General features: G+C 64.5%; 24 protein-coding genes. 14 read left to right on the top strand and 10 right to left on the bottom strand.

Translation table 11 applies throughout. The features are described 5' to 3' along the window. The first annotated feature begins 1 nt into the window (after position 1). From IVB26_RS30740 to IVB26_RS30730, 3 genes are all read left to right on the top strand, one after another. Positions 2-2,098, top strand: coding sequence for a 3-hydroxyacyl-CoA dehydrogenase NAD-binding domain-containing protein (locus tag IVB26_RS30740; protein WP_247968791.1), 2,097 nt, complete (start codon positions 2-4; stop codon positions 2,096-2,098). Between the two features lie 7 nt (positions 2,099-2,105). After that, positions 2,106-2,516 (top strand): acyl-CoA thioesterase, encoded by a 411-nt coding sequence (locus IVB26_RS30735; protein WP_247968790.1) that lies wholly within the window; start codon positions 2,106-2,108, stop codon positions 2,514-2,516. Positions 2,517-2,752: 236 nt separating this feature from the next. Continuing rightward, entirely contained in the window at positions 2,753-2,944 is a 192-nt protein-coding gene (locus tag IVB26_RS30730; RefSeq protein WP_246929190.1) for a hypothetical protein, read from the top strand. 267 nt (positions 2,945-3,211) lie between these two features. On the opposite strand, the gene IVB26_RS30725 is transcribed toward IVB26_RS30730, so the two are convergent. Further along, positions 3,212-3,664, bottom strand: a complete 453-nt coding sequence (locus IVB26_RS30725; protein WP_247319618.1) for a nuclear transport factor 2 family protein — start codon at positions 3,662-3,664, stop codon at positions 3,212-3,214. A gap of 154 nt (positions 3,665-3,818) precedes the next feature. On the opposite strand from IVB26_RS30725, the gene IVB26_RS30720 reads away from it, so the two are divergent. Both IVB26_RS30720 and IVB26_RS30715 read left to right on the top strand, forming a co-directional pair. After that, on the top strand, positions 3,819-4,505 hold the full coding sequence (locus IVB26_RS30720; RefSeq protein ID WP_247968789.1) for an HAD family hydrolase: 687 nt from the start codon (positions 3,819-3,821) through the stop codon (positions 4,503-4,505). A gap of 90 nt (positions 4,506-4,595) precedes the next feature. Further along, the gene (locus IVB26_RS30715) at positions 4,596-5,441 is read left to right on the top strand and encodes a DeoR/GlpR family DNA-binding transcription regulator (RefSeq protein ID WP_128916585.1); all 846 of its coding nucleotides are present in this window, start codon (positions 4,596-4,598) and stop codon (positions 5,439-5,441) included. A 3-nt stretch (positions 5,442-5,444) separates the two neighbouring features. Here the strand turns inward: IVB26_RS30715 and IVB26_RS30710 are convergent, their stop codons facing one another. Both IVB26_RS30710 and IVB26_RS30705 read right to left on the bottom strand, forming a co-directional pair. Further along, entirely contained in the window at positions 5,445-5,870 is a 426-nt protein-coding gene (locus tag IVB26_RS30710; RefSeq protein WP_247968788.1) for a type II toxin-antitoxin system VapC family toxin, read from the bottom strand. Beyond that, positions 5,867-6,151, bottom strand: coding sequence for a type II toxin-antitoxin system Phd/YefM family antitoxin (locus IVB26_RS30705; RefSeq protein ID WP_247968787.1), 285 nt, complete (start codon positions 6,149-6,151; stop codon positions 5,867-5,869). The genes IVB26_RS30710 and IVB26_RS30705 overlap by 4 nt, the downstream gene beginning before the upstream one ends. Positions 6,152-6,384: 233 nt before the next feature. Here IVB26_RS30705 and glpD point away from each other — a divergent pair, with 233 nt between their 5' ends. From glpD to IVB26_RS30670, 7 genes are all read left to right on the top strand, one after another. Then, entirely contained in the window at positions 6,385-7,935 is a 1,551-nt protein-coding gene (gene glpD, locus IVB26_RS30700) for a glycerol-3-phosphate dehydrogenase (protein WP_247968786.1), read from the top strand. Further along, positions 7,932-9,008, top strand: coding sequence for an ABC transporter ATP-binding protein (locus IVB26_RS30695; protein ID WP_247968785.1), 1,077 nt, complete (start codon positions 7,932-7,934; stop codon positions 9,006-9,008). The genes glpD and IVB26_RS30695 overlap by 4 nt, the downstream gene beginning before the upstream one ends. A gap of 12 nt (positions 9,009-9,020) precedes the next feature. Further along, on the top strand, positions 9,021-10,106 hold the full coding sequence (locus IVB26_RS30690; RefSeq protein ID WP_247968784.1) for an ABC transporter ATP-binding protein: 1,086 nt from the start codon (positions 9,021-9,023) through the stop codon (positions 10,104-10,106). Continuing rightward, a complete protein-coding gene (locus tag IVB26_RS30685) occupies positions 10,106-11,080 on the top strand; it encodes a carbohydrate ABC transporter permease (RefSeq protein WP_247968783.1) in 975 nt (324 codons plus the stop codon). The genes IVB26_RS30690 and IVB26_RS30685 overlap by 1 nt, the downstream gene beginning before the upstream one ends. Continuing rightward, positions 11,080-11,886: a carbohydrate ABC transporter permease gene (locus IVB26_RS30680; RefSeq protein WP_194406557.1), complete on the top strand. Its 807-nt coding sequence runs from the start codon at positions 11,080-11,082 to the stop codon at positions 11,884-11,886. Before IVB26_RS30685 ends, IVB26_RS30680 begins: the two co-directional genes overlap by 1 nt. Positions 11,887-11,952: 66 nt before the next feature. After that, positions 11,953-12,282, top strand: coding sequence for a DUF2160 domain-containing protein (locus tag IVB26_RS30675; RefSeq protein WP_246923768.1), 330 nt, complete (start codon positions 11,953-11,955; stop codon positions 12,280-12,282). A 130-nt stretch (positions 12,283-12,412) separates the two neighbouring features. Then, positions 12,413-14,155, top strand: a complete 1,743-nt coding sequence (locus IVB26_RS30670; RefSeq protein ID WP_247973310.1) for an ABC transporter substrate-binding protein — start codon at positions 12,413-12,415, stop codon at positions 14,153-14,155. Between the two features lie 186 nt (positions 14,156-14,341). Here the strand turns inward: IVB26_RS30670 and IVB26_RS30665 are convergent, their stop codons facing one another. The 6 genes from IVB26_RS30665 to IVB26_RS30640 form a co-directional block, all read right to left on the bottom strand. Beyond that, complete coding sequence (locus IVB26_RS30665) at positions 14,342-15,517, bottom strand: IS481 family transposase (RefSeq protein ID WP_247968782.1); 1,176 nt, start codon at positions 15,515-15,517, stop codon at positions 14,342-14,344. Between the two features lie 131 nt (positions 15,518-15,648). Continuing rightward, positions 15,649-16,749 carry an alkene reductase gene (locus tag IVB26_RS30660; RefSeq protein WP_247968781.1) on the bottom strand — a complete coding sequence of 367 codons (1,101 nt, stop codon included), beginning with the start codon at positions 16,747-16,749 and terminating at the stop codon, positions 15,649-15,651. Between the two features lie 177 nt (positions 16,750-16,926). Next, positions 16,927-17,430, bottom strand: a complete 504-nt coding sequence (locus tag IVB26_RS30655; protein ID WP_247968780.1) for a DUF1993 domain-containing protein — start codon at positions 17,428-17,430, stop codon at positions 16,927-16,929. Between the two features lie 263 nt (positions 17,431-17,693). Further along, on the bottom strand, positions 17,694-18,989 hold the full coding sequence (locus tag IVB26_RS30650) for a lytic murein transglycosylase (protein WP_247968779.1): 1,296 nt from the start codon (positions 18,987-18,989) through the stop codon (positions 17,694-17,696). A gap of 120 nt (positions 18,990-19,109) precedes the next feature. Continuing rightward, positions 19,110-21,047 (bottom strand): glycosyltransferase, encoded by a 1,938-nt coding sequence (locus IVB26_RS30645; protein WP_247968778.1) that lies wholly within the window; start codon positions 21,045-21,047, stop codon positions 19,110-19,112. Continuing rightward, positions 21,044-22,393: an HlyD family secretion protein gene (locus tag IVB26_RS30640; RefSeq protein WP_247968777.1), complete on the bottom strand. Its 1,350-nt coding sequence runs from the start codon at positions 22,391-22,393 to the stop codon at positions 21,044-21,046. The genes IVB26_RS30645 and IVB26_RS30640 overlap by 4 nt, the downstream gene beginning before the upstream one ends. 284 nt (positions 22,394-22,677) lie before the next feature. Here IVB26_RS30640 and htpX point away from each other — a divergent pair, with 284 nt between their 5' ends. Both htpX and IVB26_RS30630 read left to right on the top strand, forming a co-directional pair. Then, positions 22,678-23,625 (top strand): zinc metalloprotease HtpX, encoded by a 948-nt coding sequence (htpX, locus tag IVB26_RS30635; RefSeq protein WP_247968776.1) that lies wholly within the window; start codon positions 22,678-22,680, stop codon positions 23,623-23,625. A gap of 137 nt (positions 23,626-23,762) precedes the next feature. Continuing rightward, on the top strand, positions 23,763-24,404 hold the full coding sequence (locus tag IVB26_RS30630; protein WP_247968775.1) for a tetratricopeptide repeat protein: 642 nt from the start codon (positions 23,763-23,765) through the stop codon (positions 24,402-24,404). Positions 24,405-24,591: 187 nt separating this feature from the next. On the opposite strand, the gene IVB26_RS30625 is transcribed toward IVB26_RS30630, so the two are convergent. After that, complete coding sequence (locus tag IVB26_RS30625) at positions 24,592-24,945, bottom strand: hypothetical protein (protein WP_247968774.1); 354 nt, start codon at positions 24,943-24,945, stop codon at positions 24,592-24,594. Positions 24,946-24,973: the final 28 nt, after the last annotated feature.

Here is a 24,973-nt window from a genome sequence, read left to right as displayed (position 1 = left end):
CATGGATTCCAAGATCATGACCGCGCTTGGCGACCGCGTCCTTGAGCTCGGCCCCAAGCCCGCGACGGACAGTCCATACAGGCACTTCAAGTTGACGCGCGATGCCGACGGCGTCGCCTGGCTCTTGTTCGATCGCACTGATGCAAGCGCCAACACGCTGTCCTCCGAGGTGATGGAGGAATTCGACGCCGTGCTCGCGGCGATCGAAACCGAACGTCCCGCCGGTCTCGTGATCCGCTCCGCAAAACCGTCCGGCTTCATCGCGGGCGCCGACGTCAACGAATTCCGTGGCGCGTCCGATCCCGACATGGTGGAGACGCGCATCCGCGCCGCGCATGCGGTGATCGACCATCTGGAAGCTTTGAGGCTGCCGACGGTCGCGGTCATCCACGGCTTTTGCCTCGGCGGCGGGCTCGAGGTTGCACTGGCCTGCCAGTCGCGCATCGCCATCGACGGCGCGCGCTTCGGCTTCCCGGAGGTGATGCTGGGTCTGCATCCCGGCCTCGGCGGCACCGCGCGCTTCACCGCGCTGGTCAATCCGGTTCAGTCGATGTCCCTGATGCTGACCGGGCGCACCATCGATGCACGCCGTGCTAAATCGCTCGGTCTCGTCGATAGCGCGACGCAGGAGCGCCATGTCCGGGGGGCGGTGAAGGACGCGCTGTTCGGCCGCCTGAAGCGGGCGCGGCCAGGCTTGCTGACGCGCGCGGCGAATGTCGGCCTCGCGCGCGGGCTGCTCGCCAAGCGCATGCGCTCGGAGGCGGCGAAGGCCGCATCCCGCGAGCATTATCCGGCGCCGTATGCGCTGATCGACCTCTGGGAGACCCATGGCGGCAGCAAGGCCGCGATGCTGAAGGCGGAGCAGGCCTCCTTCGGCAAGTTGATGGTGACGCCGACGGCGCAGAACCTGATCCGCGTCTTCTTCCTGCGCGAGCAGATGAAGAAGGCCGCAGGCAGCGGCAACACCATCAAGCATGTCCATGTCATCGGCGCCGGCGCCATGGGTGGCGATATCGCGGCTTGGGTAGCCGGACAGGGGCTGCGCGTCTCGCTCGCCGATATGAAAGCCGAGCCGATCGCGGGCGCGGTGAAGCGCGCCGCCGAGCTGTACGGCAAGATCATCCGCAAGCCGACCGACGTGCGCGACGCGCTCGATCGCCTCATCCCCGACATGGATGGGGAGGGCGTGCGCAACGCTGATCTCATCATCGAGGCGGTGCCGGAGAAGCTCGAGCTGAAGCAGAAGGTCTATGCCGGGCTCGAGCCGCGGATGAAGCCGGGCGCGATCCTCGCCACTAACACGTCGAGCATCCCGCTTCAGGATCTGCGCAACGGCCTGGCACGGCCGGAGCGGCTGGTCGGTCTGCATTTCTTCAATCCGGTGTCGCGGCTGCAATTGGTCGAAGTCGTCAGTCACGATGGCAATGATCCGCAGGTGCTGAAGCAAGCGCTCGCCTTCGTCGGTGCGGTCGACCGCCTGCCGTTGCCGGTGAAGAGTTCGCCCGGCTTCCTCGTGAACCGCGCGCTGACGCCCTACATGCTGGAAGCGATGGTGATGCTGGACGAGAAGATCGACCAGCGCCTGATTGACGCCGCCGCCGAGCAATTCGGCATGCCGATGGGGCCGATCGAGCTCGCCGATCAGGTCGGGCTCGACATCTGCCTCGACGTCGGCGACATGCTGCGCACGAAATTCGGCGATCTCCTGCCGCCGACGCCGGCCTGGCTCCGCGACAAGGTCGCCAAGGGTGAGCTCGGCCGCAAGACCGGCAAGGGATTTTACACCTGGAAGGACGGCAAGGCGGAGAAGGGGCCGCTCCCCGAGACAGGCCCGCGCGTCACCGACCAGATGATCGACCGCCTGGTGCTGCCGATGTCCAACGTCTGCGTCGCGGCGCTGCGCGAGGGCGTTGTCGACGATGCCGACGCCGTCGACGGCGCCATGATCTTCGGCACGGGCTATGCGCCGTTCCGCGGCGGTCCGCTGAACTATGCCCGCACACGCGGCGTGGAAAACATTGTATCCACCCTGCGCGGGCTGGCCGAGCGATTCGGAGCGCGCTTTGCGCCCGATCCGGGCTGGGACAATTTCAGGTGACACCGGCATGACCGAACAGGCGAACACCGGGCCGAGCGGCGATCTCTGCATCCGCACGCTGGCAATGCCAGCCGACACCAATGCGAATGGCGACATCTTCGGCGGTTGGCTGCTGAGCCAGATGGACGTCGGCGGCGGCGTATTTGCGTCAAAGGCCGCGAAGTCGCGTACCGTGACGGTTGCGATCGAGGCGATGAATTTTCGCAAAGCGGTCTATGTCGGCGATCTCGTGTCGGTCTACGCCAATCTTGTCCGCGTTGGCCGCACCTCGCTTACCGTGCACCTGGAAGCGTGGGCGCTGCGTCGCGGGGAGGAGCATCCGTTTCTCGTCACCGACGGCAATTTCACCTACGTCTCGATTGACGAACACGGTCGGCCACAAGCGGTTCGCGCGACTGACACAACGATCGCGACGTAATCGCGCGCGACGCTCTGCCTCATCTCACGAATGCGTGGCAAGCGCCGCCAAACGCGGCGCGACTGAGTCATCCACGTCGCGGCTTCGCCAAGAACCAGTCAAGAACCAGTCATAAAACGGATGAGGTCCCGGCGTACTCAGTTGCGTGTCGATTCGGGGTGGAAACGGCCTCAAATGCCTGGGGAACCTTTGGGCAGGAGCACCGTTATTTGCCCGCACTGAGGAATCCACCGACTATGCCGGACAGCTACATCATCGAAGTCGATTCGCAGACCGCAGGTATCGTCGTTCGTTCTTCCGGAGGCTATTGTTTCTTCGCCTCATCCCACCGCTTCAACCGTCTTGAAGGCCAGCTCTTCCGTAACGCGCGCGAAGCCGAGCGCGCCGCGCGCAAGCTGTTGCACGGTGATGTGAAGGAGGCGGCGTAAGCGCCGCATTCGTCATTCCGGGGCGCGCGAAGCGTGGTCGGAAATTTTTGCCGCCCTTGATGCCAGCTGCCTTTTCCTTCTTCCCTTGTGGGAGAAGGTGGCATAGGCGACCTTCGGCGGCCGTTCGTAAGAGAACGCCGATGCGAGGCTTCGGCTATGGCGCCGGATGAGGGTTGCTTCAGCAAACTCAAATCGTGAGAGGACTAGCCCCTCACCGTCTCGCCGCTTGCTACCCTCTCCCACAGGGGAGAGGGCAAGCGTCGTTGATCACAACTTCGTTGCGGCCCGCGACAAGAGCTTCCACTCGTCGCCCTGCTTCTGCCAGTTCATCAGGATGTGAAGATTGGTCGATACTTTTTTCCCGTCGGCAGCCATCTCCTGCTCGCCCAGCCAATGGAAGCGGACGATCGCGGTGGGACCGACGACCTTGATGGTCGGGTCCTTGTACTCGATCGACAGGAATTTTGACTTGCCGTCGGTCGCGTTGGCGATGAAGGTCGCCTTGTCCTCCACCTTGCCGCTGGAATGGCTGTAGCTGAGATCGTCCCAGCACAGTGCGCCGAGCGCCTTCGGATCGGCCGCGATCTGGGCGAGGCGGAAGGCTTCGACCTTCTTCGCCACGGCCTCATCGTCGGCCGAGGCCGCCAGCACCGGTGTCGTGAGCGCGAGTGCCGAGACGGCGAGAGTCGAGAGAGCCAGATCGCGTCGGTTGATCGTCATCGTTTCCTCCTTTTTGATCTTGCGGCAAGTGTTGCAGCCGCGCGCGGCTTTGTCGAGTGGCACCTCGTCGTCATGCTCATGCGTCATTGCGCGGCTGAGGCCATATTGATACGTCTCGCGCATCAATCCGCCGCGGATTTTGGAAAGTACGGAAATGATCGAAGCCAAAACGGAAGCGATGGGCAGGGCCTTGCTGTTCGACATCGACGGCACGCTGGCCGACACCGACCCGCTGCACTTGAAGGCCTTCAACCAGGTGCTCGGCCCTCACGGCCATGTCTTCGATCACGCGCGCTTCTCCAGGGAGCTGCAAGGTTTCGCCAATGTCGCGATCGGCGAGCGCTTTCTGCCCGATGAGGCGCCGGAGCGGCGCGCTCTGATCCTCGATGAGAAGGAGGAGGTCTTCCGTACGCTGGTGGCCGGGCAGATCGCGCCGCTCCAGGGCCTGATGGCGCTGCTCGACCGGGCTGACAGCGCCGGCATCCCCATGGTGGCCGTGACTAACGCGCCGCGTCTCAACGCCGAGCTGCTGCTCTCCGGCCTCGGCATCACGCATCGCTTCAAGGCGCTCGTGATCGGCGCCGAGCTGCCGCACGGCAAGCCGCATCCGCTGCCCTATCAGGAAGGGCTGCGTTTCGTCGGCGCGAGGGCAGAGGCCTCGATCGCATTCGAGGACTCCCGCACCGGCGTGCAATCGGCCGCGGCGGCCGGAATTCCGACCGTCGGCATCCGGACCAGCCTCAGCCATGCCGACCTGGTTGGCGCCGGCGCGATCACTTCGGCCAGCGCGTTCGACGATCCGGCACTGCTGGCGCGCCTCGCGAGCGCCATGGCGTGGTGAGGGCCGCATCCGTTAACCGTGATCGGCGCGCGCATTGACCGCCGCTGCGAACCGCCGCACCATGCATCATTCTGATTTGAGGACGTTGCCGTGACCGGACTGACCCATCGCCAAGCCGAAATCCTCAACATCGCGCGCGCTTCCGGCCGCGTCATGGTCGAGGAACTCGCGCGCCGGTTCGAGGTGTCGGCGCAGACCATCCGCAAGGATCTCAACGATCTCTGCGAGCGGAGATCGCTGACCCGCATCCATGGCGGCGCCATCATCGCCTCCGGCGTGGAAAACCTCGCCTATGAGGCGCGCCGCTTCGTCGCCGCCGACGAGAAGAAGGCGATCGGGGCTGCGGCAGCCTCGCTGATCCCGAATGGCTGCTCGCTCTTCATCAATATCGGCACCACGACGGAGGAGGTCGCCAGCGCGCTGACCTCGCATGAGGATCTGCTCGTCATCACCAACAACCTCAACGTTGCGATGCTGCTGTACCGCCATCCCCGCATCGAGGTGGTGGTCGCCGGTGGCACGGTGCGACGCGCCGACGGCGCCGTGGTCGGCTCGACGGCGACGCAGCTGATCGGACAGTTCAAGGTCGACTACGCCATCATCGGCGCCTCCGCGATCGACGAGGAGGGCGCGCTGCTCGACTTCGACTATCGCGAGGTGCAAGTGGCGCAGGCCATCATCGCCAATGCCCGCAGCGTCATGCTGGTCGCCGATTCCACAAAACTCCGCCGCAGTGCGCCGGTGCGCATCGCGCATATCACGCAGATCCAGACCTTCGTCACCGACCAGGAACTGCCCGAGCGCCTCGCCACGATCTGCCACAGCAAGGGCATCGAGGTGATGGCGGCGATGCCGAAGGGCGCGGACATCGATGATGCGCCGGCCGATGCTCAGGATGCCGCGCCGGAAGCCGCGCCGGTGGTGCGGCTGCGATAGGTCCTAGACATCGTCCCATGGATCGAGCAGCGGAACGCCGAACGCCGCAAAGTCTTTCACATTGCGCGTGACGAGTGTGAGGCCGTGCGTGAGCGCGGTCGCCGCAAAGAAACCGTCCATGACGGACAATGCAACGCCGCTCCTGCGGCTCTGAGCCATCAGGTCACCCCAGCGCTCCGCCACCGCGTGATTGATTGGCAAGACACGTTCGGCAAATCGCGCTGGGAGATCGTGGGCAAGCCAGGCGGCCAGCGCCGTGCGGCGACGGCCATCCTCCAGCAACGCGACGCCGCGGCGAAGCTCGGCGATCGATGCAACGCTGATGAACGCACGATCCTCATCGATCGTATCCAGCCACGCCAGGACCTTCGGCGAAGGCGCGGGTCGCCGTATCTCCGACAGCACGTTGGTGTCGAGCAGCAGGTTCACGGCATCTCGTCGCGGGGCGCGTCGTGCACTCGTTCAAGTTCGAGATCGGCGCCGCGCAGCGGCGAGGCTAGCAGGAATTCGGCCAGCGTGCCTTTGCGTGCGGTCTTGCGCGCCCATTCCTCGGCGGAGACGACAACCGCGCTGGGCTTGCCGTGTCGCGTGATCACCTGCGGGCCGGCCTGAGCGCGATCGATCACCTCGGACAACCGCGCCTTGGCGTTAGCCAGAGTCCAGGTGTCATCAGCCGGAAGTGTGTCAGGTGCAGTGTTTCGATCGGCCATGCGAGCGGTAACCAATATGACTATTGAGACTATAATTCTGCGACGCTGACTAATCAAGATCGCTAATTGCTTCCCGAATTGCTGATCAAGATGCTCATTCCCTGCGGCCTCATGCGCACCAAAAATGTTCCGCTTTCACTTCCTTTCGCCTCTCTTTCATCTTGCTTTCGTTTTTTGGTGTGATCTAATCAAAAACGAAAGCAGCCGTCCGAAGGAACGGGCGGCGTTCGGGGATGCGTCTTTTGGAGCGTATTTTCGACCTCGCCATCATCGGAGGCGGTGTTAACGGCTGCGGCATCGCGCGTGACGCGGTGGGCCGCGGCAATACCGTTTTCCTGTGCGAAATGAACGATCTGGCGAGCGGGACGTCGTCCTGGTCGACCAAGCTGGTGCATGGCGGCCTGCGCTACCTCGAATATTACGAGTTTCGGCTGGTCCGCGAGGCGCTGATCGAGCGCGAGATCCTCTGGGGCATCGCGCCCCATATCATCCGCCCCCTGCGTTTCGTTTTGCCGCATCACGCCGGTCTTCGGCCGGCCTGGCTGCTGCGTCTCGGCCTCTTCCTTTATGACCACATCGGCGGCCGTCATCTGCTGCCCGCCACGCGCTCGGTCGATCTTGGGCGTGACGAGGTCGGCAAGCCGCTGATCGCGAATCGCTACAGGCGCGCCTTTGAATATTCCGACTGCTTCGTCGACGACGCCCGCCTCGTCGTGCTCAACGCACGCGATGCCGCCGACAAGGGCGCCGAGATTCGCACGCGCACCCGCGCCACCGAGATTCGCCAGTCTGACCGCCTCTGGACCGTCGGCATGGTCAATACGCTGACCGGCGAGCGCTCGCAGATCCAGGCCCGCGCGCTGGTCAATGCCGGCGGCCCCTGGGTCGAGGACGTGCTCGGCCGCGGCGCCGGCGTCAATGCGAAAGCCAAGGTGCGCCTGGTGCAGGGCTCGCACATCGTGGTCAGGAAGCTCTACGACCACGACCGCGCCTACATGTTCCAGAACGCCGACGGCCGCATCATCTTCGTGATCCCGTACCAGGACGATTTCACGCTGATTGGCACCACGGATCGCGACTATGACGGCGATCCCGCCAAGGTGAAGGCGACGGCCGAGGAGATCCAGTATCTCTGCACGGCGGCGAGTGAATATCTGGCCAAGCCGGTGACGCCGGACGACGTCGTCTGGACCTATTCCGGCGTGCGTCCGCTCTATGACGACGGCGCCAGTGAAGCCAAGGCCGCGACGCGCGACTACGTGTTCGAGCTCGACACGCCCGGCGGTGTGCCGCTGCTCTCGATCTATGGCGGCAAGATCACGACCTATCGCCGCCTCGCCGAAGAAGCGCTGGAGCGGCTCGCGCCTTATCTGCGCAGTGCAAAAGCACGGGAGGGCTGGACCGGCAAATGGCCGCTGCCCGGCGGCGACATGAATGTGTCCGACATCGACGGGCTGATCGCCGAGCTTCAGCGTGGCTATCCCTTCCTCAGTCACGAGCACGCGCGACGTCTTGCCCGCGCCTATGGCACAAAGGCGGTCAAGCTGCTCGGCGACGCGAAATCGGCCGCCGATCTTGGCCAGTCCTTTGGTGCGACGCTGACCGAGCGCGAGGTGCGCTATCTCATGGCCAACGAATGGGCCGTGACCGCCGAGGACGTGGTCTGGCGCCGTTCCAAGCTCGGCCTGCGACTATCTGCCGATGAGATCGGCGTGCTTGACGACTGGATCAGGACCCACACTGTGCAGCAAACTCCCCTGCTGGAAGCAGGAGGACGCTCATGACCGTGACGCTCGATCACGTGACCCGGACTGTCGAGGGCGTCGCACATATCCGCGACGTCTCGCTGACGCTCGAGAGCGGAACCCTCAACGTGCTGCTCGGCCCGACGCTGTCGGGCAAGACCTCGATCATGCGGTTGCTCGCCGGGCTCGACAAGCCGACCACGGGCAAGGTGGTGGTGAACGGCAAGGACGTTACGGGTGCCGATGTGCGCCAGCGTTCGGTTGCCATGGTCTACCAGCAATTCATCAACTACCCCTCGCTCACCGTCTACGAGAACATCGCCTCGCCCTTGCGCGTGCAGGGCAAGCCGCGCTCCGAGATCGAGGCGCGCGTGGCGGAGGCGGCGAAGCTGCTGCGGCTCGAGCCGTTCCTGAAGCGTACGCCGCTCCAGCTCTCCGGTGGCCAGCAGCAGCGCACCGCGATCGCGCGCGCGCTGGTCAAGGGCGCCGATCTCGTGCTGCTCGACGAGCCGCTCGCCAATCTCGATTACAAGCTGCGCGAGGAACTGCGCGCCGAGCTGCCGCGCATCTTCGAGGCTTCGGGCGCGATCTTCGTCTACGCCACCACCGAGCCGACCGAGGCGCTGCTGCTCGGTGGCAACACGGTGTGCATGTGGGAAGGCGAGGCGCTTCAGATCGGTGAGACCGCCAACGTCTACCGCCGCCCGCAGACGCTGCGCGTCGCCCAGGTCTTCTCCGATCCGCCGCTCAACCTCGTCGGCATTGAGAAGAAGAACGGGCAGGTCGCTTATGCCGGCGGCACGACTTCGCCGGCCTCCGGTCTTTATTCAAGCCTTGCCGACGGCGCCTATCGTGTCGGTTTTCGCGCCCACCAGCTTGCGCTCGCCAACGGCGAGGCTGATCGCCACGCCTTCCATGCCACGGTGACGGTGACCGAGATCACCGGTTCGGAGAGTTTCGTGCATCTGACCCGCGAAGGATCGAATTGGGTGGCGGTGCTGCACGGGGTGCACGAGTTCGAGCCCGGCCAGACGCTCGACGCCGTGCTCGATCCCAACGACGTTTTTGTCTTCGATGCCGCCGACCGGTTGGTCGCGGCGCCGAGCTCTTGAGGGAGGTGCGATATGGCCCGCATTGACCTCGTCGATCTCGCCCACTCCTACGGCGGCAATGATGCGCCACAGGACAGCTTTGCGCTGAAGCCTGTTACCATGACCTGGCGGCAGGGTGGCGCCTACGCGCTGCTCGGCCCGTCCGGCTGTGGCAAGACCACGCTGCTCAACGTCATCTCCGGCATCATCACGCCGTCGCGGGGGAAAATCCTGTTCGACGGCAAGGACATCACACCGCTGTCAACCCAGAAGCGCAACATCGCCCAGGTGTTCCAGTTTCCGGTGATCTACGACACCATGACGGTGGGGGAGAACCTGGCGTTTCCGCTGAAGAACCGCGGCGTGCCCAAGGCCGAGATCGACAAGCGCGTAGCCGAGATCGGCCGCCTGCTCGATCTCGAACCCTATCTCAACCGCAAGGCGACGCGCCTCACGGCGGACGCCAAGCAGAAGATCTCTCTCGGCCGTGGCCTCGTCCGTTCCGACGTCGCCGCCGTGCTGTTCGACGAGCCGCTGACGGTGATCGATCCCGAGCTGAAATGGCAGCTCCGCTCCAAGCTGAAGGCGCTGCATCGCGAGCTCGACCTCACGATGATCTACGTCACCCACGACCAGACTGAGGCACTGACATTCGCCGACACGGTGGTCGTCATGCATGACGGCCGCGTCGTGCAGAGCGGCACGCCGGCCGAGCTGTTCGACAAGCCGGCGCACACCTTTGTCGGTTATTTCATCGGCTCGCCCGGCATGAACATCCTGCCGGCCGAGGTGAGGGGACGCGAGGCGCGGATCGATGGCCACGTCATCGGACTCAACCGCGCTTACGACAACCTGCCTGCGGGCGCGAAGATCGAGATCGGCGTCCGTCCCGAATTCGTGGAGGTCGTCGCGCCTGCGCCCGGCCTGCTCACCGCAAGGATCGAGCGTCTCGACGATCTCGGCCGCATCCGTTTTGCGCGAGCGCGCTTCGGCGACGCCAAGCTCGCGGCGCGCGCGCCCGCGGGGTTCACCAGCTCGGACGGCATGGCTGGACTGAAATTCGATCCGTCGCACGTCCACGTCTACGCCGACAGTCTTCTGGTGGAGGGAGCCGCCTGATGGACAAGATCGTCAACCAAAAAGCCTGGTTCCTGGTGCTGCCGGTGTTCCTGGTCGTCGCCTTCTCGGCGGTGCTGCCGCTGATGACGGTGGTGAACTATTCGATGCAGGACACCTTCGGCAACAACCAGTTCTTCTGGAACGGCGTCGGCTGGTTCAAGGAATTGCTCGATCCCTCGACCGATCTCGGCGGCCGCTTCCTCGCTTCGCTCGGTCGTAACCTGTTCTTCTCGCTGGTGATCCTAGCGATCGAGGTGCCGCTTGGCATCGTCGTCGCCTTGTCGATGCCGCGCCAGGGCTGGACCGTCGCGGCCTGCCTGATCATCCTCGCGCTGCCGCTGCTGATTCCGTGGAACGTGGTCGGCACGATCTGGCAGATCTTCGGGCGCCCCGACATCGGCCTGCTCGGCTACGTCCTCAATGCCATCGGCATTGACTACAATTACGTCTCCAACGAGATCGATGCCTGGGTCACCGTCATCGTGATGGACGTCTGGCACTGGACCAGCCTCGTTGCGTTGCTGTGCTATGCCGGCCTGAAGTCGATTCCCGAAGCCTATTACCAAGCCGCCCAGATCGACGGCGCCTCGCGCTGGGCCGTGTTCAAGGCGATCCAGCTGCCGAAGATGAACCGCGTGCTCTTGATCGCGGTGCTGCTGCGCTTCATGGACAGCTTCATGATCTACACCGAGCCGTTCGTCGTCACCGGCGGCGGACCCGGCAACTCCACGACCTTCGTGTCGATCGAGCTGGTCAAGATCGCGCTCGGCCAGTTCGACCTCGGCAAGGCCGCGGCGCTGTCGCTGGTCTACAATTTGATCATCCTGACCGTCTGCTGGATCTTCTACACCGTCATGACCAATGCGGGCGCCGAGCGCAAAGTCCAGGCGGAGAGCGAGCCGGCGGCGGAGCCCAAGCCATCGGCCGCGCGCAAGCCGGTGCCGGCACTCAAGCCAAAGGAAGGAGTGGCCTGATGCACTCGATCCCCGGCCGCCGCCTCATCATGGGGCTGTTCCTGATCTTCCTGCTGCTGCCGATCTACTGGCTCGTCAACATGAGCTTCAAGACCAATGCCGAAATCGTCTCGACGATGACGCTGTGGCCGCACACGCCGACGCTGCAGCACTACAAGCGCATCTTCACCGACGAGAGCTGGTATTCCGGCTACATCAACTCGCTGGAATACGTCGTCCTCAACACCATCATCTCGATCTCGGTGGCGCTGCCGGCGGCCTATGCTTTCTCGCGCTACCGCTTCCTCGGCGACAAGCATCTGTTCTTCTGGCTGCTGTCGAACCGCATGGCGCCGGCCGCGGTCTATGCGCTGCCGTTCTTCAACCTCTATTCGGCGATCGGCCTGTTCGATACGCCCTGGGCAGTCGCGCTCGCGCATTGCATCTTCAACGTGCCGCTGGCGGTGTGGATCCTCGAAGGCTTCGTCTCCGGCGTTCCGCGCGAGATCGACGAGACCGCCTTCCTCGACGGCTATTCCTTCCCGCGCTTCTTCATCAAGATCCTGGTGCCGTTGATCGCGAGCGGCATCGGTGTCGCCGCCTTCTTCTGCTTCATGTTCTCCTGGGTCGAGCTTCTGCTCGCGCGCACGCTGACCTCGGTGTCGGCCAAGCCGATCGCGGCGATCATGACGCGCACGGTGTCGGCATCGGGCATGGACTGGGGCCTCTTGGCAGCCGCCGGCGTGCTCACCATCATTCCGGGCGCGCTGGTGATCTGGTTCGTCCGCAACTACATCGCGAGCGGTTTTGCGCTCGGTCGCGTCTGAGCCGCGCATGATCCCGAAAAGTGGAAACCGGTTTTCGGACCAGATCATGCGCAAGGAGTAGAGCATATGGAATCCATCGCATGGATGGCCTGGACGCTGCCGACGGCGATCTTCTTCGCCGCACTGGCCTGCACGCTCGCCGTGATGACGTGGCTTGCGGCGGTCTATCCCGAAGCCGAGCGCGTCGGCGTGCTCCGCATTCCGACCACGCGCGGCGACCGCCTGTTTGTTTCGCTGATCGCTGCGGCGGTCATCCACCTTCTCTGGATCGGTTTCTTCGGCACCGATGCGATCGCAACGCTGCCGATCGGCGAGGAGGGCGTTGAAATCTCGCGCCTGTGGCTCGCAAGTGGAATTTCGCTGGTGACGGCCGTGCTCATATTCCGCACGGTCTGAAGCTTGCGAAGGGACGGCCAGATCCGGGGGCAATCCGGGTCTGTATAAAAGTTTGTCGCTGCAACGGAGGAACAACATGCGACAGTTTAGGAGAAGGAAAGGTCCATTGACCAAGAGCAGTTTTCTGACCATGTCGAGCGTCGCCGCGATTGCTGCGGTGTCGTTCGCCGTCTCGGCGCCGGTCCGCGCCGCCGACGACGCCGTGATCCAGAAGTGGATCGCGGAATTCACGCCCTCGACGCTGTCGAAGGAAGACCAGAAGAAGGAGCTGGAGTGGTTCGCCAAGGCCGCCGAGCCCTTCAAGGGCATGGAGATCAACGTCGTCTCCGAGACCATCACGACTCACGAATATGAATCGCAGACGCTGGCGAAGGCGTTCTCCGAGCTCACCGGTATCAAGCTCAAGCACGACCTCATCCAGGAAGGTGACGTCGTCGAGAAGCTGCAGACCCAGATGCAGTCCGGCAAGAACGTCTATGACGGCTGGATCAACGATTCCGACCTGATCGGCACCCACTTCCGCTACGGCCAGACGGTCGTTCTCTCGGACTACATGACCGGCGAGGGCAAGGACGTCACCGATCCCATGCTCGACGTCAACGACTTCATCGGCAAGTCGTTCACGACCGGCCCCGACGGCAAACTCTATCAGCTGCCCGACCAGCAGTTCGCGAACCTCTATTGGTTCCGCTACGACTGGTTCACCAACGCCGACTACAAGGCCAAGTTCAAGGCCAAGTATGGCTACGAGCTCGGCGTCCCCGTGAACTGGTCCGCCTATGAGGACATCGCCGAGTTCTTCACCAACGACATCAAGGAGATCAACGGCGTCAAGGTCTACGGCCATATGGACTATGGCAAGAAGGACCCCTCGCTCGGATGGCGTTTCACCGACGCCTGGCTCTCGATGGCCGGCAACGGTGACAAGGGCATTCCGAACGGTCTGCCGGTCGACGAATGGGGCATCCGCATGGAAGGCTGCCGCCCGGTCGGCTCCTCGGTGGAGCGTGGTGGCGACACCAACGGTCCGGCCGCGGTCTACTCGATCACCAAATACCTCGACTGGCTGAAAAAGTACGCGCCGCCGCAGGCCCAGGGCATGACGTTCTCCGAGGCAGGCCCGGTGCCGGCACAGGGCAACATCGCCCAGCAGATGTTCTGGTACACCGCCTTCACCGCCGACCTGGTGAAGCCGGGCATCGCCGTGATGAACGCGGACGGTACGCCGAAATGGCGTATGGCGCCCTCGCCGCACGGTGCGTACTGGAAGGAAGGCATGAAGCTCGGCTATCAGGACGCCGGCTCCGTGACGCTGCTCAAGTCGACCCCGGCGGATCGCCGCAAGGCGGCCTGGCTCTATCTCCAGTTCATCATCTCCAAGTCGGTGAGCTTGAAGAAGAGCCATGTCGGTCTCACCTTCATCCGTGAATCCGACATCTGGGACAAGTCGTTCACCGAGCGCGCGCCGAAGCTCGGCGGCCTGATCGAGTTCTACCGCTCGCCTGCGCGCGTGCAGTGGACCCCGACCGGCAACAACGTGCCCGATTATCCGAAGCTCGCGCAGCTGTGGTGGCAGAACATCGGCGATGCGTCGTCCGGTGCGAAGACGCCGCAAGCCGCGATGGATGCCCTTGCAGCGGCTCAGGACTCCGTCATGGAGCGCCTGGAGAAGTCAAACGTGCAGGGTGCCTGCGGTCCGAAGCTGCACAAGAAGGAGAAGCCGGAATACTGGTTCGCGAAGGCCGAGAAGGACGGCACCATCGCGCCCCAGCGCAAGCTCGCCAACGAGAAGCCGAAGGGCGAGACGGTCGACTACGATACCCTGATCAAGTCGTGGCCGGCCACCCCGCCCAAGCGCGCGGAAGCGAAGTAAGCGGCGCGTAACGTCATCAAATGCGAAAGGCCGGGAGCGATCCCGGCCTTTTTGTTTTTTGATGGGTTAGGTGCGTCGTCTCTACACACTTGCTGTCATCGCCCGCGAAGGCGGGCGATCCAGTACTCCGCGGCGGTCGTGATTGAACCGAACGGCCGCGGCGTACTGGATGCCCCGGTCGAGTGTTTAGTCCGGAGACATGGCTGACACCTGTTCGGACACATCACTGACAGGTTGGCCATTGGTCAAGTCGATCGATGCGACCTGCCAGCTGGCGAAGAAGATGCCGTAATGGCCATCGCGGTCCAGCGGCCGGATGGCGAGGCGCTCGCGGGCGAAGGCCTGGGGAACCTTCCAGAAGCGCCCCTTGAAGGAGATGTAGGGTCTTGTCGATGAGACTCTGCGCACGATCTCACCGCTGTCGTATTCGACGATCGGAACGCGAGCCGGCATGGCACGGGTGCTCGGCCGGAAGCGATCGGCGGGGACGTGCATATCGAGGCCCTGGTGGGGACGTTCCAGATTGTAGACTGGCCGCCAGGCGTCGAAGGCGCGCTGGACCTCCGGGAGAGTGCGGAAGCGACGCATGGCAAGAACCTCGGCCTTCAGGGTGCAATGGAAGCGTTCGTTCTTGCCGCGCGCCTGCGGGTGACAGGGCCTGGCATGCACCACCCTGACACCGAGCTTGAGCAGCCACACCTTCAGCCCGGTCCAACGAACACCTGACGTATCGCCCCACGGTGAGCCGTTGTCGGTGTAGAAAGCCTCCGGCAGGCCGTAGCAGCGGAACGTCGTCGTCAGATGATCCTGCACGGTAAGACGCTGCTCGTCGGCGCAGGCCTTCAGGCACAGGACATAGCGCGAGTGATCGTCGACAATTGTCAGCGGATGGCATCGCGTCCCGTTGGCGAGCGGCAGGTGTCCCTTGAAGTCCATCTGCCACAGCAGGTTAGGAGCTTCCTTCTCGAAGCGATGCCCCGGATTGGGCGGTGCATTCTCGCTTGGCTTGACCCGACCGTGCCGACACAGGATCTGGTGCACCGTTGACGGCACGGGCACCGTCTGCCCGCGCCGCTTCAGGCAGTGAGCGATCTTCCGCGCTCCCCAAGCCGGATGCTTGTCCCGCACGGCCAGAACCTGTGCCTCGACCGCAGCCTCACTGCGCTTGGGCATCGCATGCGGGCAACGGCAGCGGTCGGCCAGCTCTCGATCGCCAGCCTGCCAGCGCCGCAGCCATTTGTAGCCCACGTCAGGGCTGATGTTGAACCGTCGGCACAACTCGCGCCGATTGGCGCCCTCCTGCAAAGCCAGCCGCACGAACTCGTGACGCTGATCCATTGCTGACACCTCACTCCAGGGCATGGACGGCCTCCCGAATCGGACCAATCCAGCCAATGTTGATGTGTCAGCTATGTCTCCGAACACCCGTCAGTGATCTGTCCGGGCTAAACACTTCGCGGGGCATGACAGCCGTTGTGTGGATAGATGATCCCTTACTCCGCCGGCTCAGCCGCCAGCGTCGGGTAGTCCGTATATCCCTTCGCGCTGCCGCCGTAGAACGTGTTCTTGTCCCAGTCGTTCAGCGCGGCGCCCTGCTTCAACCGCTCGACGAGGTCGGGGTTGGAGATGAAGGGCTTGCCGAAGGCGATGAGATCGGCGGCGTTCGCGTCCAGCACCTTGGTTGCGAGATCGAAATCGTAGCCGTTGTTGGCGATGTAGGCGCCGGTAAAGCGCTTGCGCAAGGATGCGTAGTCGAACGGCGCGATGTCGCGGGGACCGCCGGTGGCGCCTTCGACGACGTGGAGATAGACCAGCTTGAGCGCGCTGAGGCCGTCGACGATGTGGTCGTACAGGGCCTGCGGATTGGAATCCGAGATGTCATTGGCCGGCGTCACCGGCGAGATGCGGATGCCGGTACGATTCGCTCCGGCCTCGGCCACGACGGCCTTGGAGACTTCCAGCATCAGCCGCGCGCGGTTCTCGATCGAGCCGCCATAGGCGTCCGTGCGCTTGTTGGCGCCGTCCTTGGCGAACTGCTCGAGCAGGTAGCCGTTGGCACCGTGGATCTCGACGCCGTCGAAGCCGGCCTCGAGCGCATTCTTCGTCGCGCGCTTGAAGTCGTCGATGATCCCTGGAATTTCGGACAGATCGAGCGCGCGGGGCTCGGAGACATCGGCGAAGCCGCCGTTCACGAAAGTCTTGCCCTTGGCGCGGATCGCGCTCGGCGCCACCGGCGCGGCGCCATTCGCCTGGAGATCGACATGCGAGATGCGGCCGACATGCCAGAGCTGGATGAAGATCTTGCCGCCACGCTCATGCACGCGATCGGTGACCTTGCGCCAGCCGGCGGCCTGCTCCTTGCTGTAGATGCCGGGGGTGTCCTGGTAGCCTTGCCCTTGCTGCGAGACCTGGCTCGCTTCGGTGATCAGAAGCCCTGCGGAGGCGCGCTGGCCGTAATAGTCGGTGGCGAGCGGGCTGGGCACGAATGTGCCGGGGGCCGCGCGATTGCGCGTCAGCGGCGCCATCACGAAACGGTTCGCAAGCGTGATCGGACCGAGCTTATAGGTCTCAAACAATTTGGTTGGGCGGCTCATTGGCAATGTTTCCAGCGGTGAGAGGTCTGGAACAGTTGTGCATCGCGACATCAGGCGCAAGAGCGGAGCCATACTCAAAGTGCAGGCTAGCTACGCGGCAAGCCCGCGTAGCATAATTCATGTGCAATTCCGGCCGCGGCAGGAGAATTCCGCTACGCGGCCGTGCGATTTGGCAAATCAGTTCGCGCCCAGGAAATCGCGCTTGCCGATCTCGACGCCGTTGTGACGCAAAATGCCGTGGGCGGTCGCGGCGTGGAAATAGAAGTTCGGCAGCGAGAACGCGCTCAGGAACTGCTGGCCCTTCATCGTGATGGATTTGTCCGGTCCGGCCGGGAAGGTGACGTCTTTGGTATCGGCACCCTCGAACTGCTCGGGCTTGAACGACTTCACGTAGTCGATCGTCTTTGCCAGCCGCTGCTTCAACTCCGCGAAGCTCTTCTCGGTGTCGGGCGGGGAGGGCACCTCGCTGTGGGTCAGACGGGCACAGCCCTTGGCGGCGAAATCGCTGACGATCTGGACCTGCTTCGACAACGGCAGCATGTCCGGGAAGAGGCGCGAGCCGAGCAGGACGCTGGGGTCGATCTTCTTGGCTGCGCAATGCGCCTCGGCTTTGGTGAGCAGGCCGATGAGGCTGTTCAGCATTTGCAAATAGGCGGGAACGACGGCGTCGTAGAAGGACATGTGATGCTCGCTTGTGAGTGGGAATCTCAGGAGAAAACCTGAGCCACTCACATGGGAGCCTCATGGAAAAATACAATCGCGGAGAGGGCTTGTGCGATGCGAAAATTCTATCGCACCGGCGTGCGGTCGCCGCCACACTCTCGGTGTCATCGCCCGGCTTGACCGGGCGATCCAGTACTCCGCGGCGGGAATTGTGTGAACCAACTATGACCGCGGCGTACTGGATGCCCCGGTCAAGCCGGGGCATGACGGCGGATAGAGTCCTACCGCACCACCGCCCCTGGCTGCATCTGCGCCGTGCCGCCGCGCATCCGTGCGAGCAGCTCGGCGGTCGGCCAAGAGTCGGCAGGCAGGCCGTATTTGATCTGCATCGCCTTGACGGCGGCGCGGCTCTGCTGGCCCAGCACGCCGTCGACCTTGCCGACATTGAAGCCGGCGCGCACCAGCAGCTGCTGCAATTCCTTGAGCTCGTTGAATGGCAATTGCGCCACCGGCGCCGCCGGCTTGCGCATCGGCGCGGCACCGGCGATGCGCGAGGCGAGATAGCCCGCGGTGGTCGAATAGATCAGCGAGTTATTCCACTCGGTATAGGCCGCAAAATTCGCATAGGCCATGAAGGCCGGCCCAAAGCGCCCCATCGGTAACAGCACGGACGCCGCGAGATTGTCGTTCGGCAAGGGACGGCCGTCGGGATAGGTGACCCCCAACTGCGCCCATGTCGAGCGCGGCTCCTTCACCGTGAGATCGGTCTTATCCCAAGGCAGGTTCGGCGGCACCTTGATCTCTTCCAGCCACGGCTCGCCGCGCCGCCACTTCAAACCGTTGGCGATGTAATTGGCGGTCGAGCCGATCACGTCGGCCGGCGAGCGCAACAGGTCGCGTCGTCCGTCGCCGTCATAGTCGACGGCGTAATTGACGTAATGCACGGGCAGGAATTGCGTCTGCCCGAGCTCGCCGGCCCAGGAGCCGATCATCTCGTCGGGATGCAAATCGCCGCGGTCGATGATCTTCAGCGCGGCGATGGTCTCGCCCACGAACATCTCGGAGCGGCGGCAGTCATAGGCGAGCGACACCAGCGATTTCAGCGTCGGCAGATTGCCCATGTTGGCGCCGAAGTCGCTCTCCAGCCCCCAGAACGCGGCGATCACCGCCGGCGGCACGCCATATTCCTTCTCGGCGCGCGCGAATGCGGCAGCGTATTGCTTGATGTGCTGCTGGCCGTTCTGCATCCGGTAGGGCGCAGCCATGCGGCCGGCGAATTCGGTGAAGAGCTGGCCGAACACGCGCTGGCCGCGGTCGCGATTGACGATGCCCTGGTCGTAGACGAGATGGGGAGAGGTCTCCGCGATCGTCCGCTGCGACACGCCGGCAGCCACCGCTTGGCCCTTCACGTCGGCCAGGAAGCGATCGAAGCTCGCGCCGTTGTGGCATGAGGCCGCGCGCGGCGAGGGAGCCTTGGGCGCTGCCGGCTTGGCGGGAGGTGGAAGCATTTGGGCGGAGGCGGTGGCGGCGCATGCGAGAAGTGCGACGGCCGCGATCAGAAATCGGGTCTGGACCATAGGGGTTCCGGCGGGGAGGGCAGGCGTGGATTCGCCCGAAGTTTAGGTGAAGTGATAGTCTCAGGCCATCCCTTCATGCTCTGTCAGCGCAGGGAACGCGCGCGGATGTCGTGCGGGACCCTAGCCGAACAGCCGCATCAACAGCGCTTTCCCGACCGGGAGCGCCCTGACGCCCCGAAAGGCGCGAACATATTCGCCGGCATAGAATGCCCTGATCGCGTGCACGCGCGTATCCATGCCTTCCTCGAACCGCACGGCGAAGCCGTCCGTGGTCCGCCGCACCACGATGGCCGCGATCGGGCGGCCATAGATCCGGCATTCGATCGTGCTGCCCGGCGGCGGCGGATCGGGATCGATCAGGCGGGCGCCCGTGATGGAGATGTCGGCGAGCCGGGCGAGATGCGACCTGCCGTCCTGTCGCAGCAGGACCGTCTCATTGCGGCTGAACCGCTCCGCCTTGCGCTTGCGCGGCTGCTCGATGCAGACGAAGCAGACCACGGTGAGGATGACTGCGTTGTAGAGGCTCCAGGCCAGGGCCAGTCCGCCATAGGCGATGTTCTCGCCGCGCAGGTGCAGGATGAAGGCATAGGCGATGGCCGCGAGCGTGATGCAAAGCGCGCTGCCATAGAGCCGCAGCAGCGGCCATTCGACAAATCGCCTGTTACGGTCGCCGCCTTTTGCGGTGACCTTGAACTTGTGTCCTTTCGGCTTCAACAGGCCGGCTGCCACCGCCTTGAGCACGGCGGGCGCCGCGATGAGCTGCGACACGTCGCTCATCATCGCGAGCGAGCGGCCGCGCGACAGCCAGGCCATGCTGAGGCCATTCCAGACATAGAACGGCAGAAAGACGCGCAACAGCTCGGTGAGGTCGGCCCGGACCGCCTTGACGCCGAACAGCAGGAACAGCCAGGGCACCACCAGGCCCGCTACCTTCGAGGTGTAGACCGCGGACCAGCTCATGAAGGCGTCGACCAGCGAGAGGCGGTCGATGAAGGACAGCTTCGAATCCTGAGACAGCGGTCCGCTGCGGCCGCGCACGATTTGCATCAGGCCGAGGCACCAGCGGGCGCGCTGGGTGATGTATTCCTTCAGCCCCTCCGGCGCGAGCCCGATCGTCAGCCGCTCGTTGAGATAGATCGTATTGAGGCCGTGTTCCTTCAGGCGCAGCGTGACGAGATAGTCTTCCGTCACGGAGTCGGTCGGAAATCCGCCGATCTGCACCAGCCCGGAATAGCGGATGAGAGACGAGGTCCCGCAGCAAAATGCGACGCCCCAGGCGTCCTTGGCCGGCAGCAGGATGTCGAAGAAAAACCGCTGCTCGTCGGGCCAGACGTCGGTCGCGGCGAGGTTGGTCTGGATCGGGTCTGGATTGATGAAGTGCTGCGGGGTCTGCACTACGCCGACCGAAACATCGTCCATGAGCGAGACGGTGCGCGCGAGGAAGTCGGGCCGTGGCACGAAGTCGGCATCGAGAATGGCAACGAATTCCGGCCGCTCCGGCAGGGCGCCGACATGCTTGAGTGCGTGATTGATGTTGCCGGCCTTGGCGTGATGGTTGTCGGGCCGCGTGAGATAATGGCAGCCGAGCTCGCCCGAAAGCCGACGCAGCCAGGGCCGCCTTCCGTCGTCGAGCACCCAGACGCGGTAATGGCCGTACGCCATGCCGGTCGCGCCGATGATCGTGCGCTCGAGGATCGATCGTTCCTCGTTGTAGGTGCAGATGAAGACGTCGATCAGCGGCGCGTCGGGATTGGTGGCGCGGCCGTCGATCTTCGCTGTAGCGGTGCGGTCGCGCGTCCGGCTCAGGAACAGCAACGACAACGCGACCGCGACCAGCGAGGCCGCTTCCAGCAGCATGAAGGGGTAGCCGATCACGGCATCGACAGTCAGATGCGGCGGCGGAAGCGTCGACGTGATGCGCCAATGGAGATAGCGCAGCAGCAAGGCCACCGCCACGATGGCCAGCAACGAGCGGGCCATCGTGCTGTCGCGCCTGAGCAGCGGCACGATCGCCATGAAGGCGCCGAGCGCGATCAGGCCGGGCGTCAGCGCCATCATCGCGGCGCGGTCTCGTTCCGGGCAAACACGACGCGGCCTGTGCGTCCCACGGTGCAGGCGCGAGCCGCCGCATCGCGCGAGGCCACGGTCACGCGATAAGGCTCCTTGCTCAGCGCATCCGGATTGATGGCGAGATTGGCGGGCGCACCGGCGGCGCCGGTCAGGTTGACCACGGTGCCGGAGATCGGCTCACCGCCGTCATTCGGCTCGAACGTCGCGCGATCGCCGAGCTGCAAGCGGTTGTAGACGCTCTCGGTGACGTTGGCGGTGATGACGGCGCCGCTGCAATCGAGCACCTTGAGCAGGGGCTGGCCGGCCTGCACGTCCTCACCGGGCGAGGTCATCATCTCCCAGACGCGCCCCGCGACGGGTGTCGTGATGTCGGCTTCAGACAGATCGGCGAAGCGGACCTCCTCGATGATGATCTCGTTGGCGAGCCAGGCGATCTCGGTGTCGGTGCGCGCCAGATCGGCTTCGAGGTCGCCGGCACGCTGGCGCATCTCCTCCTCGCGCTGCACCGAACTTGGCCGGTCATTGTAGCTGTCGCCGAGGAACGAGCCGTTCTGCGCCGCGGTGAGCTCGACTTTGGCGGCGTCCAGCCGCTTGCGCGCGCCGAGCTCGGTCTGCTGCGACACGGAGAGCTCGCGCGTCAACCGCGCCAGCTCGACGGTCGAGACATTGCCGGATTTCGCCAGCGAAGATGCGCGGTCGACGGCGGCACTGGCTTCGTCCCGCCGCGCCGCCGCCGCCTCGATCGAGGTCTGGATCTCGGCGATGCGGGCCTCGAGTTGGAGCACGCGTCCGTCGCGGAATTGGGCTGCCTGCCGCGCCAGGTCCTTTTGCGCGGCCTGTGCCAAGGCGAGCTTGGCAGCAAGGCTCGGCCGCTCGTTCTCCAGGCGCGACTTCTGCCGCCGGAGATCGTCGAGCCGGGTGCGATCCCCGCGCGAATTGACGACGCGCAGGACAACGGTTCCGGCATCTAACTTGGCCTGATCGGTCACGCGCTGGGCGGCCGAGACGCGGCCACCGATGGGCGTGCGTAACGTGACGAGGCGGGAATTCAGGACGGCCTCGACGCTCGAATTTTCCCAGATCGCGCGCAGCGGCAACCAGCCGAACACGGCGATGATGGCGAGCCCGATGGCGATCTTGGCGCCGCGCCGCAGATGTAACCAATGCCGCCCAGATTCTGGCGTCGTCTGCCCGTCGGCTGCGTGGCCGGGCTCGTCATTGGCGAACAGCTGCTCGTGCAGCGCCTCTTGCAAGCCTTTCGCGTCAGTCTTGCCCTCGTTAGGGGAGGGAGTGGATGCGGGATCGACGGAAGCGGCGCGCGAGCGGTCCATCATGACGGTCACCTTGCTGACGAGATGCCAACGGAACCGGTCAATGCGCGAGAACCGTGCGCCGTGCCCGGTTACCGTGTATTAAGCCGAAGCTGCGCTTTCCAGGTTGCTAAGCGACCACGCGCGTTTTTGCGCAAATCCCGCTCAAGGTTTAGCGGCGGGGGAAAGGCTGGCCGACTGCTGTGAATATGCGGCCCGGCGACGCACGAACCTTGCGGTCGCCGACCGCATTCATACTTCGGGGGAGCCGGCCGAAGGCTCGCCCGCGGCCGCCCCAGGAGACGGCCATGAACTATCTTCGTACCGCAATGCTGCTCGCAGGCCTGACCGCCCTGTTCATGGGCGTCGGCTATCTGATCGGTGGTGCCTCCGGCGCCGTGATCGCGCTGGTTATTGCCGCTGCGACCAATCTTTTCACCTACTGGAACTCCGACCGCATGGTGCTCTCCATGTACGGCGCCCACGAGGTCGATCGTTCGACCGCGCCGGAGCTGGTCGGGCTGGTCGCGGAACTTGCGGGCCGAGCGGGCCTGCCGATGCCGCGCGTGTTCCTGATGGACGAGATGCAGCCCAACGCGTTCGCGACCGGCCGCAATCCGGAAAACGCGGCCGTCGCCGTCACCACCGGGCTGATGAACCAGCTCAGCCGCGAGGAGCTCGCCGGCGTGATTGCGCACGAGCTCGCTCATATCAAGAATCACGACACGCTGCTGATGACCATCACCGCGACCATTGCGGGCGCGATCTCCATGCTCGCCCAGTTCGGCATGTTCTTCGGCGGCAATCGCGACAACCACAACGGTCCGGGCATCGTCGGCTCGATCCTGATGATGATCCTCGCCCCGCTGGGCGCCATGCTGGTGCAGATGGCGATCAGCCGGACCCGCGAATATGCCGCGGACAACCTCGGTGCGCGCATCGCGGGACAACCGATGTGGCTGGCGTCCGCGCTGGTGAAGATCGAGGGCGCCGCGCACCAGGTGCCGAACTATGAGGCCGAGCGCAATCCCGCGACCGCGCACATGTTCATCATCAATCCGTTGTCCGGCCACGGTGTGGACAATCTGTTCGCCACCCATCCCTCGACACAGAACCGCATCGCCGCGCTGCGCGAGCTCGCTGCCGAGCTCGGCACGCAGGCGGCGCCGTCGGTCGGCGCCAACGAGAACTATCCGCCTCGTGGCCCGTGGGGCCGCTCGTCTTCACGTGGTCCTTCACGTGGTCCTTGGGGCTGAAACGAAACGGCTGGAATTTTGCATCCCGCTTTGTGACCTGGCGCACACTGGATCGCCGGAGCCGGTGTTAACACCCCGGCGAGACCAATTCTTCGAAAGGGGATGCGTGGCCGGCCCAATGCCGGCCACCGTCGAAGATGACCAGAACTGCCGTACCATTGCTGATCGTCATGTGCATACTTGTTGGCCTGTCCACGCACATGGTCGTCAATTGCGGTGACGAGGACGATCCCGACATCTGCTCGGCCGTGATCGGCTTCTCGCCGCTGCGCGGCTCGCTGATCGCCTTTGCCTATGAGGGGCGCGGACGGATCGCGCTGCGCCATGGCGACTTCAGGCGGGCGATGGCCGATTTCGACGAGGCCATTCACCTCAATCCCAACCGCGCCTCGCTCTATCGCGAGCGCGCGCTCGCGCGTCGTCAGAACGGCGACCTTGCGCTCGCCATCGCCGACTATGACGAGGCGATCGCGCATGATCCCAAGCTCGCAGCGCCCTATCACCAGCGCGGTCTCGCGCTCGCCGCCACCGGCGATCTCGATCGCGCCATCCTGAGTTACAACACGGCGGTTCGCCTCGATCCCAGGGATGCCCTGGCCCGCCTCGACCGCGGCCTGGCATTCCTCGCCCGCGGCCAGGCCGACGACGCGCGCGCCGATTTCGAGGCGGCGCTGGCGCTGCCCGCCGGCAAGGACGGCCGCGCGCGCGAGGCTGCGCGCGCAAAGCTCGCCGAGCTCGCGAGCGCCGAGCCGACACAGGTGTCAGTACCGCGAAGGTGAGGGTATCTCGCCACGAATCCCGGAATCGCAGGGTGGGCAAAGCCGTGCCCACGATCTCTGCAATACGGCGACAGACGCGTGGGCACGCTACGCTTGGCCCACCCTACGTTGCTATCGTCGCGGAAAGAGACCTCTCATCCGGCGCTTCGCGCTACCTTCTCTACAAGGGGAAGGAAGAAAGCCGCGACTACTTCGCCTTCTTGGCTTTGGCCTTCTTTGCCTTTGCCGCTTTCTTCTCCGGCTTTTCCTTCGCCTTCTTCTCCACCTTCACCGCAACCGGCGTGCTGGCGGCAATCCGCATCGATCGTGCGTAGCTGTCGGCGACGTTGTCGGCGGACATCTGCAGGCGCTTGGCGGCGGCGGCGGCCTGCTCGATGGTGGCTTTGGCCATCATCTTGAAGCGGTCGGCGGTCTCCTTGCCCTTGGCCTTGGCCGCAAGGCCGTTGAAGCGATCCCGCCGCTCCTTGGCGCGGGTCATCAGGCCCGTATGCAGCTGTCTGGCCAGTTGCCGGATCACGACATCCAGGTCGGCGTCCGCCATGTTGTTCTATCCTCTTCGAAAAACGGTA

This window comes from Bradyrhizobium sp. 195 (assembly GCF_023101665.1).
Classification (GTDB): domain Bacteria; phylum Pseudomonadota; class Alphaproteobacteria; order Rhizobiales; family Xanthobacteraceae; genus Bradyrhizobium.
The sequence above is the reverse complement of the archived record's forward strand: the minus strand, read 5'-3'. Positions and strand labels throughout refer to the sequence as shown.

Coding starts and splice junctions, on each gene's coding strand:
- IVB26_RS30740 (WP_247968791.1), top strand. CDS start 2: ATGGATTCCAAGATCATGACCGCGCTTGGCGACCGCGTCCTTGAGCTC.
- IVB26_RS30735 (WP_247968790.1), top strand. CDS start 2,106: ATGACCGAACAGGCGAACACCGGGCCGAGCGGCGATCTCTGCATCCGC.
- IVB26_RS30730 (WP_246929190.1), top strand. CDS start 2,753: ATGCCGGACAGCTACATCATCGAAGTCGATTCGCAGACCGCAGGTATC.
- IVB26_RS30725 (WP_247319618.1), bottom strand. CDS start 3,664: ATGACGATCAACCGACGCGATCTGGCTCTCTCGACTCTCGCCGTCTCG.
- IVB26_RS30720 (WP_247968789.1), top strand. CDS start 3,819: ATGATCGAAGCCAAAACGGAAGCGATGGGCAGGGCCTTGCTGTTCGAC.
- IVB26_RS30705 (WP_247968787.1), bottom strand. CDS start 6,151: ATGGCCGATCGAAACACTGCACCTGACACACTTCCGGCTGATGACACC.
- glpD (WP_247968786.1), top strand. CDS start 6,385: ATGCGTCTTTTGGAGCGTATTTTCGACCTCGCCATCATCGGAGGCGGT.
- IVB26_RS30695 (WP_247968785.1), top strand. CDS start 7,932: ATGACCGTGACGCTCGATCACGTGACCCGGACTGTCGAGGGCGTCGCA.
- IVB26_RS30690 (WP_247968784.1), top strand. CDS start 9,021: ATGGCCCGCATTGACCTCGTCGATCTCGCCCACTCCTACGGCGGCAAT.
- IVB26_RS30685 (WP_247968783.1), top strand. CDS start 10,106: ATGGACAAGATCGTCAACCAAAAAGCCTGGTTCCTGGTGCTGCCGGTG.
- IVB26_RS30680 (WP_194406557.1), top strand. CDS start 11,080: ATGCACTCGATCCCCGGCCGCCGCCTCATCATGGGGCTGTTCCTGATC.
- IVB26_RS30675 (WP_246923768.1), top strand. CDS start 11,953: ATGGAATCCATCGCATGGATGGCCTGGACGCTGCCGACGGCGATCTTC.
- IVB26_RS30670 (WP_247973310.1), top strand. CDS start 12,413: ATGTCGAGCGTCGCCGCGATTGCTGCGGTGTCGTTCGCCGTCTCGGCG.
- IVB26_RS30665 (WP_247968782.1), bottom strand. CDS start 15,517: ATGCCCTGGAGTGAGGTGTCAGCAATGGATCAGCGTCACGAGTTCGTG.
- IVB26_RS30660 (WP_247968781.1), bottom strand. CDS start 16,749: ATGAGCCGCCCAACCAAATTGTTTGAGACCTATAAGCTCGGTCCGATC.
- IVB26_RS30655 (WP_247968780.1), bottom strand. CDS start 17,430: ATGTCCTTCTACGACGCCGTCGTTCCCGCCTATTTGCAAATGCTGAAC.
- IVB26_RS30650 (WP_247968779.1), bottom strand. CDS start 18,989: ATGGTCCAGACCCGATTTCTGATCGCGGCCGTCGCACTTCTCGCATGC.
- IVB26_RS30645 (WP_247968778.1), bottom strand. CDS start 21,047: ATGATGGCGCTGACGCCCGGCCTGATCGCGCTCGGCGCCTTCATGGCG.
- IVB26_RS30640 (WP_247968777.1), bottom strand. CDS start 22,393: ATGATGGACCGCTCGCGCGCCGCTTCCGTCGATCCCGCATCCACTCCC.
- htpX (WP_247968776.1), top strand. CDS start 22,678: ATGAACTATCTTCGTACCGCAATGCTGCTCGCAGGCCTGACCGCCCTG.
- IVB26_RS30630 (WP_247968775.1), top strand. CDS start 23,763: ATGACCAGAACTGCCGTACCATTGCTGATCGTCATGTGCATACTTGTT.
- IVB26_RS30625 (WP_247968774.1), bottom strand. CDS start 24,945: ATGGCGGACGCCGACCTGGATGTCGTGATCCGGCAACTGGCCAGACAG.